Here is a 5,735-nt window from a genome sequence, read left to right as displayed (position 1 = left end):
TCAAAACCATGACGACCAGCCAGTACGTCATCCAGCTGCCAGTCCACGAAGGGCTCCAGGGCCGCCGCACACTCGGCCAACCGCGCCGCGAACACCGGCGACTCCCCAGCCAGCTCCCGGCCCATCCCGATCCACTGCGAGCCCTGACCGGGGAACACGAACACCGTCCGTCCGACACCGCCCGGGGAAACTTGACCGGTCACCACGCCGGGAGCCGGCTGACCCGTCGCCACCGACACCAAACCATCGGGATCCGCACCGATCACCACCGCACGGTGATCGAACACCGACCGCGATGTCGCCAGCGACCACGCCACATCCTCAGCAGGCAGTTCGGGCCGGGCCACCAGGTGCTCCCGCAGACGGCCGGCCTGCTCCGCAAGCGCCACCGCCGTCCGACCGGAGATCGGCCACACCGGAAGATCGGCCGTCAGCACCGGCCGCGTCTCGGTGCGCGGCACCTCGACCACCGGCGGCGCTTCCTCGATGATCACGTGCGCGTTGGTGCCACTGATCCCGAACGCCGACACACCAGCCCGGCGCACCCGCTCGCCGGCCGGCCACTCCCGCGCCTGCGACAACAACTCGACACTGCCCGACGACCAGTCGACATGTGACGACGGCGTCTCGGCGTACAGAGTGCGCGGCAGTTTCCGGTTCTGCAGCGCCATCACCATCTTGATCACACCAGCGACACCCGCCGCCTGCTGCGCATGACCGATGTTCGACTTGATCGACCCCAGCCACAACGGCCGATCCGCACCCGGCCGCTCCTGACCATAGGTCGCCAGCAGCGCCTGCGCCTCGATCGGATCACCCAGCGAAGTGCCGGTGCCGTGCGCTTCGACCACGTCCACCTCAGCTGCCGTGACCTGGGCGTTCGCCAGAGCGGCACGGATCACCCGCTGCTGCGACGGACCGTTCGGCGCCGACAGCCCGTTGGACGCACCGTCCTGGTTGACCGCGCTGCCGCGGATCACCGCCAGCACCTCATGACCGTTGCGCTGCGCGTCGGAGAGCCGCTCCAGCATCACCATGCCGGCACCCTCGGCGATACCCATGCCATCGGCACCATCACCGAACGCCCGGCAACGGCCATCCGACGACAACGCCCGCATCCGGGAGAATCCGACGAACTCGCTCGGGTCGGCCATCACCATCACACCACCGGCCAGCGCCATCGAACACTCGCCACCACGCAGCGCCGACACCGCCTGATGCAACGCCACCAGCGAGGAGGAACAGGCGGTGTCCACCGAGATCGCCGGACCGACCAGACCCAGGGTGTACGAGATCCGACCCGACAACACACTCAACGCGTTACCGGTGATCAGATGCGCCTGAGCCTCCGGATCAGCACTCGCCGCGTCCAGATACCCGGAAGTCGCTCCACCCACGAAGACACCGACCCCGGCACCCTTCAACGACACCGGATCGATACCGGCCCGCTCGACCGCCTCCCACGACGTCTCCAACAGCAACCGCTGCTGCGGATCCATCGCCAAGGCCTCACGCGGGCTGATCCCGAAGAACTCCGCATCGAATTCCGCGGCCCCGGTGACGAAGCCGCCCTCGGTCACGTACGTCGAGTCTTCGGCGTCCGGATCCGGGTCGAAGAGCGCCGCCGCGTCCCAGCCACGATCCGCCGGGAAACCGGAGATCGCGTCACCGCCGTTGACCAGCAACTCCCACAACTCTTCGGGGCTGCGGACTCCGCCCGGATAGCGGCAGGCCATGCCGACGATCGCGATCGGCTCCGACGGGGCAGCCGCGGTCACCGACGTGACCTGCCGCGAGGTGGCACCCAGCAGCCGGGTCAGGATCTCCTCGGCCAGAGCCGTCGGATTGGGATGATCGAAGATCACGGTAGCGGGTAGCCGTACCCCGGTCGCGGTGTTGAGCCGGTTGCGCAGCTCTACAGCGGTCAGCGAGTCGAAACCGACATCCCGGAACGCCCGCTCCGCCGGGATCTCCTCACCCGACTCGTAGCCCAGCACCGCAGTAGCACTCGCCCGCACCAACTCGATCACCACACGCCGGCGCTCGGTGGCGGACATCGCGGCCAGCCGGGAGGCGTACTCACCACGGCCCTGCGAATCCGCGACGGGATCCACCGGCTCCCGCGCCTCGACGATGGTGTCCAGCAGCGGCCGCGGCCGGGCCATCTGGAAGACGGGAGCGAACTTCTCCCACTCCACGTCGGCGACCGCGATGAACGTCTCGTCCTCGGCCAGGATCTCACCCAGCGCGGTCAGCGCCCGGTCGATATCAAGGAAGTTCATGCCCTGCCGGCGCAGGCGACTCGGGGTGACCGCCCCGGCGCCCTGCGCCATCGCCGCATCGACGGCATCCCAATCGCGGCTATCCCACACACCCCACGCGATCGACGTCGCGGGAAGACCCCTCGCCCGCCGCTGCTCAGCGAACCCGTCCAGGAACGCATTCCCGGCCGCGTAGGCACCATGATCGTTACTGCCCCACGTGGCCGAAATCGACGAGAACAACACGAACTCGTCAACATCCAGGCCAGCGGTGGCCTGATCCAGATGCACCGCACCGGCCGCCTTCGCACCCAGCGCGGCGGCCAGACCCTCACGATCGGTGTCCTGCACCCACGCCAGATAAGGCAGATTCGCCGAGTGCAACACGGTCGACAGACCGGGGCCGGACTCCTCGATCCAGGACACCATCGCGGCCACCTGATCGGCTTCACCCAGGTCGCAGCTGATCACCTCGACACCCGTGCCCGCTTCAGCCACCGACGCGGCCAGCGCCGAGACGTTCGGCGCCGACGGACCGGAACGGGATGTCAGGACCACCCGCGCGGTGTCCCGCCCGGCCAGCCACGGACCGATGCTCACACCGATCGAACCCGTACCACCGGTCAGCAGCACCGTCCCCCGCGGCGACCACGGGGAAGACGCGGCACGACGGGTCTCAGCCCGAACCAGACGGCGCAGGAACACACCCTCGGACCGCAGAGCCACCTGATCCTCGATGCCGTCCGCCAGCACCGACACCAGAGCCGCACCGTCGAACCCCTCGGCCAGGTCGATCAGACCACCCCAGAGCTCGGGACGCTCCAACCCCACCGCCCGGCCCAGACCCCACACCGCCGTCTGAACCGGATCGGTCGCGACGTCGGCGGCACCGGCCTGAACCGCATCACGAGTCAGCATCCACACCGGGACCTGCGCCCCCGCCTGATGCGCCGCCTTCACTAGATCCACCGTCGCGGCCAGACCGGTCGCCAGCCACGGATAGTCCGGGTCCGGGGTCTCGTCCAAGGCCAGCAACGACACCACGCCCGCCGCCCCCGCCAGCAACGCGGCATCCAACTCAGGGACCGTGACCACCTCGGCGCCGTGAACCGCTAGCGCCTCGGCAACCGCCGGGCCGACCGGATCGGTGCCGACCACCAGCCACGTCCCGGACAGCACCGGGGCGACGCCATCGGGCTGCGACAGCTGCCAGGTGATCCGGTAACGCCAGTCGTCCAGCGATCGGGCCGAGACGGCAGGCATCTCCGGCCAGAACCGGCGCCGCTGGAACGCGTACGTCGGTAGACAGACCGTTCTCCCCCCGCCCAGCACCATCGACCAGTCGACGGCGACGCCGTTGACGAACGCCTCAGCGAACGACGCCATCAGACGCCGCGCACCACCATCATCACGACGAAGACTGCCCACCGTGACAGCGGCGTCAACAGCCTGGATCAAGACGGGATGCGGAGAGACCTCCACGAACACGCCGTGACCGGAATCGGTCAGCACCTTTGCGGCCCTGTCGAACTCCACGGTCTCCCGGAGTGACGAGTACCAGTAGCCGGCGTCCAGCTCCGGACCGGCCAGCCACTGCCCAGTCAAGGCGGAAACCATCGGGATCTCCGCCGCAGTGGGAGTGATGCCTTCCAGCACGGTCAGGATCTCGTCCCGCAACTGCTCGACCTGCGGACCATGCGAGGCGTAGTCCACCGGGATCATCCGGGTCCGCACCGCGTCACCGCAGGCGGTCTCCAGCCCACGCAAGGCCGAAGGCTCACCGGAGACCACGGTCGCCGACGGGCCGTTCACCGCAGCAATCGACAGCCGATCACCAAAGGAGGCGATCCTGCCCCGGACCGCGTCCACCGGCTCCGCGATCGACAGCATCCCGCCATGACCCGCCAACGCCGCCAGGGTGCGACTACGCAACGCGACGACTTTGGCCGCGTCCTCCAGCGACAGGATCCCCGCCACCGCAGCAGCGGCGATCTCACCCTGCGAGTGACCCACGACCGCATCCGGCTCGACACCGGCGGCACGCCACACCGCGGCGAGGGAAACCATGACCGCCCAAAGTGCCGGCTGGACCACGTCAGCGGATTCAAAACCATGACGACCAGCCAGTACGTCATCCAGTCGCCAGTCCACGAAGGGTTCCAGGGCCGTCGCGCACTCGGCCAGCCGCGCCGCGAACACCGGCGACTCCCCAGCCAACTCCCGGCCCATGCCGATCCACTGCGAACCCTGACCGGGGAAGACGAACACCGTCCGACCGACACCGCCAGGGGAAACCTCACCGGTCACAACACCGGCCGCCGGCTGACCAGTCGCCACCGACACCAGACCGGCCAGCAACTCATCGCGGTCGGTGCCGATGACGACGGCGCGATGGTCGTGCGTCGATCGACCAGTCGCCAGGGACCACGCCACATCACTCACCGGCAGTTCGGGCCGGGCCACGACATGCTCACGCAGACGACCCGCCTGCCCCGCGAGCGCGGCGGCGTTGTGCCCGGACACCAGCCACGCCGGAAGTTCCGTGGTGAGCAGCGCCGGCCTCGGACGGGCCTCCGACACCGGCACCTCGGCAGCGGGCGCCTCCTCGATGATGACGTGCACGTTGGTGCCACTGACACCGAACGCCGACACACCCGCACGCCGGGGCCGATCGCCAGCCGGCCACTCCCGCGCCTGGGTGAGCAGTTCGACGTTCCCGGACGACCAGTCGATCTGTGATGACGGGGTGTCCGCGTGCAGGGTTCGCGGCAACAGGCTGTGCTGGAGAGCCAGGACCATCTTGATCACACCGGCGGTGCCGGCGGCCGTCTGGAGATGACCGATGTTCGACTTCACCGAGCCCAGCCACAACGGCCGATCAGCAGACTTCTCCTGACCGTACGTGGCCAGCAGCGCGCCCGCCTCGATCGGGTCGCCGAGGGACGTACCCGTGCCATGCGCCTCGACCACATCCACGTCCGCCGCCGTCACCTGCGCGTTCGCCAACGCCGCCCGGATCACCCGCCGCTGCGACGGACCATTCGGCGCCGACAGACCATTCGACGCACCATCCTGGTTCACCGCACTACCCCGGATCACCGCCAGGACCTGATGGCCGTTACGCCGGGCATCCGACAGCCGCTCCAACAGGATCATGCCGGCGCCCTCACCCCAGCCGATCCCGTCCGCGTCGTCCGAGAACGCCTTGCACCGCCCGCTGGACGCCATCCCACCCTGCTCGGCGAACTCCGCGAACGCGCCCGGCAGGGCCATCACCGCGACACCGCCGGCCAACGCCATCGTGCACTCACCACCACGCAACGCGTTCACCGCCTGATGCAACGCGACGAGCGAGGACGAACAGGCGGTATCGACCGTCATGGCAGGACCGGTCAGACCGAGGACGTACGAGATCCGGCCCGACGCCACCGAAGCGACCGAACCGGTCAGCCGGTAACCGTCCAGGCTCTTGTC

1 protein-coding gene is annotated in these 5,735 nt (G+C 68.9%); it reads right to left on the bottom strand.

All coding sequences use genetic code 11. The features are described from left to right. On the bottom strand, window positions 1-5,735 hold a 5,735-nt coding region (locus tag ACQ0O7_RS45095), incomplete at both ends, for an SDR family oxidoreductase (protein WP_430792099.1).

Origin of the sequence: Actinoplanes sp. G11-F43, assembly GCF_050589265.1 — a bacterium.
Lineage (GTDB): Bacteria > Actinomycetota > Actinomycetes > Mycobacteriales > Micromonosporaceae > Actinoplanes.
The sequence above is the reverse complement of the archived record's forward strand: the minus strand, read 5'-3'. Positions and strand labels throughout refer to the sequence as shown.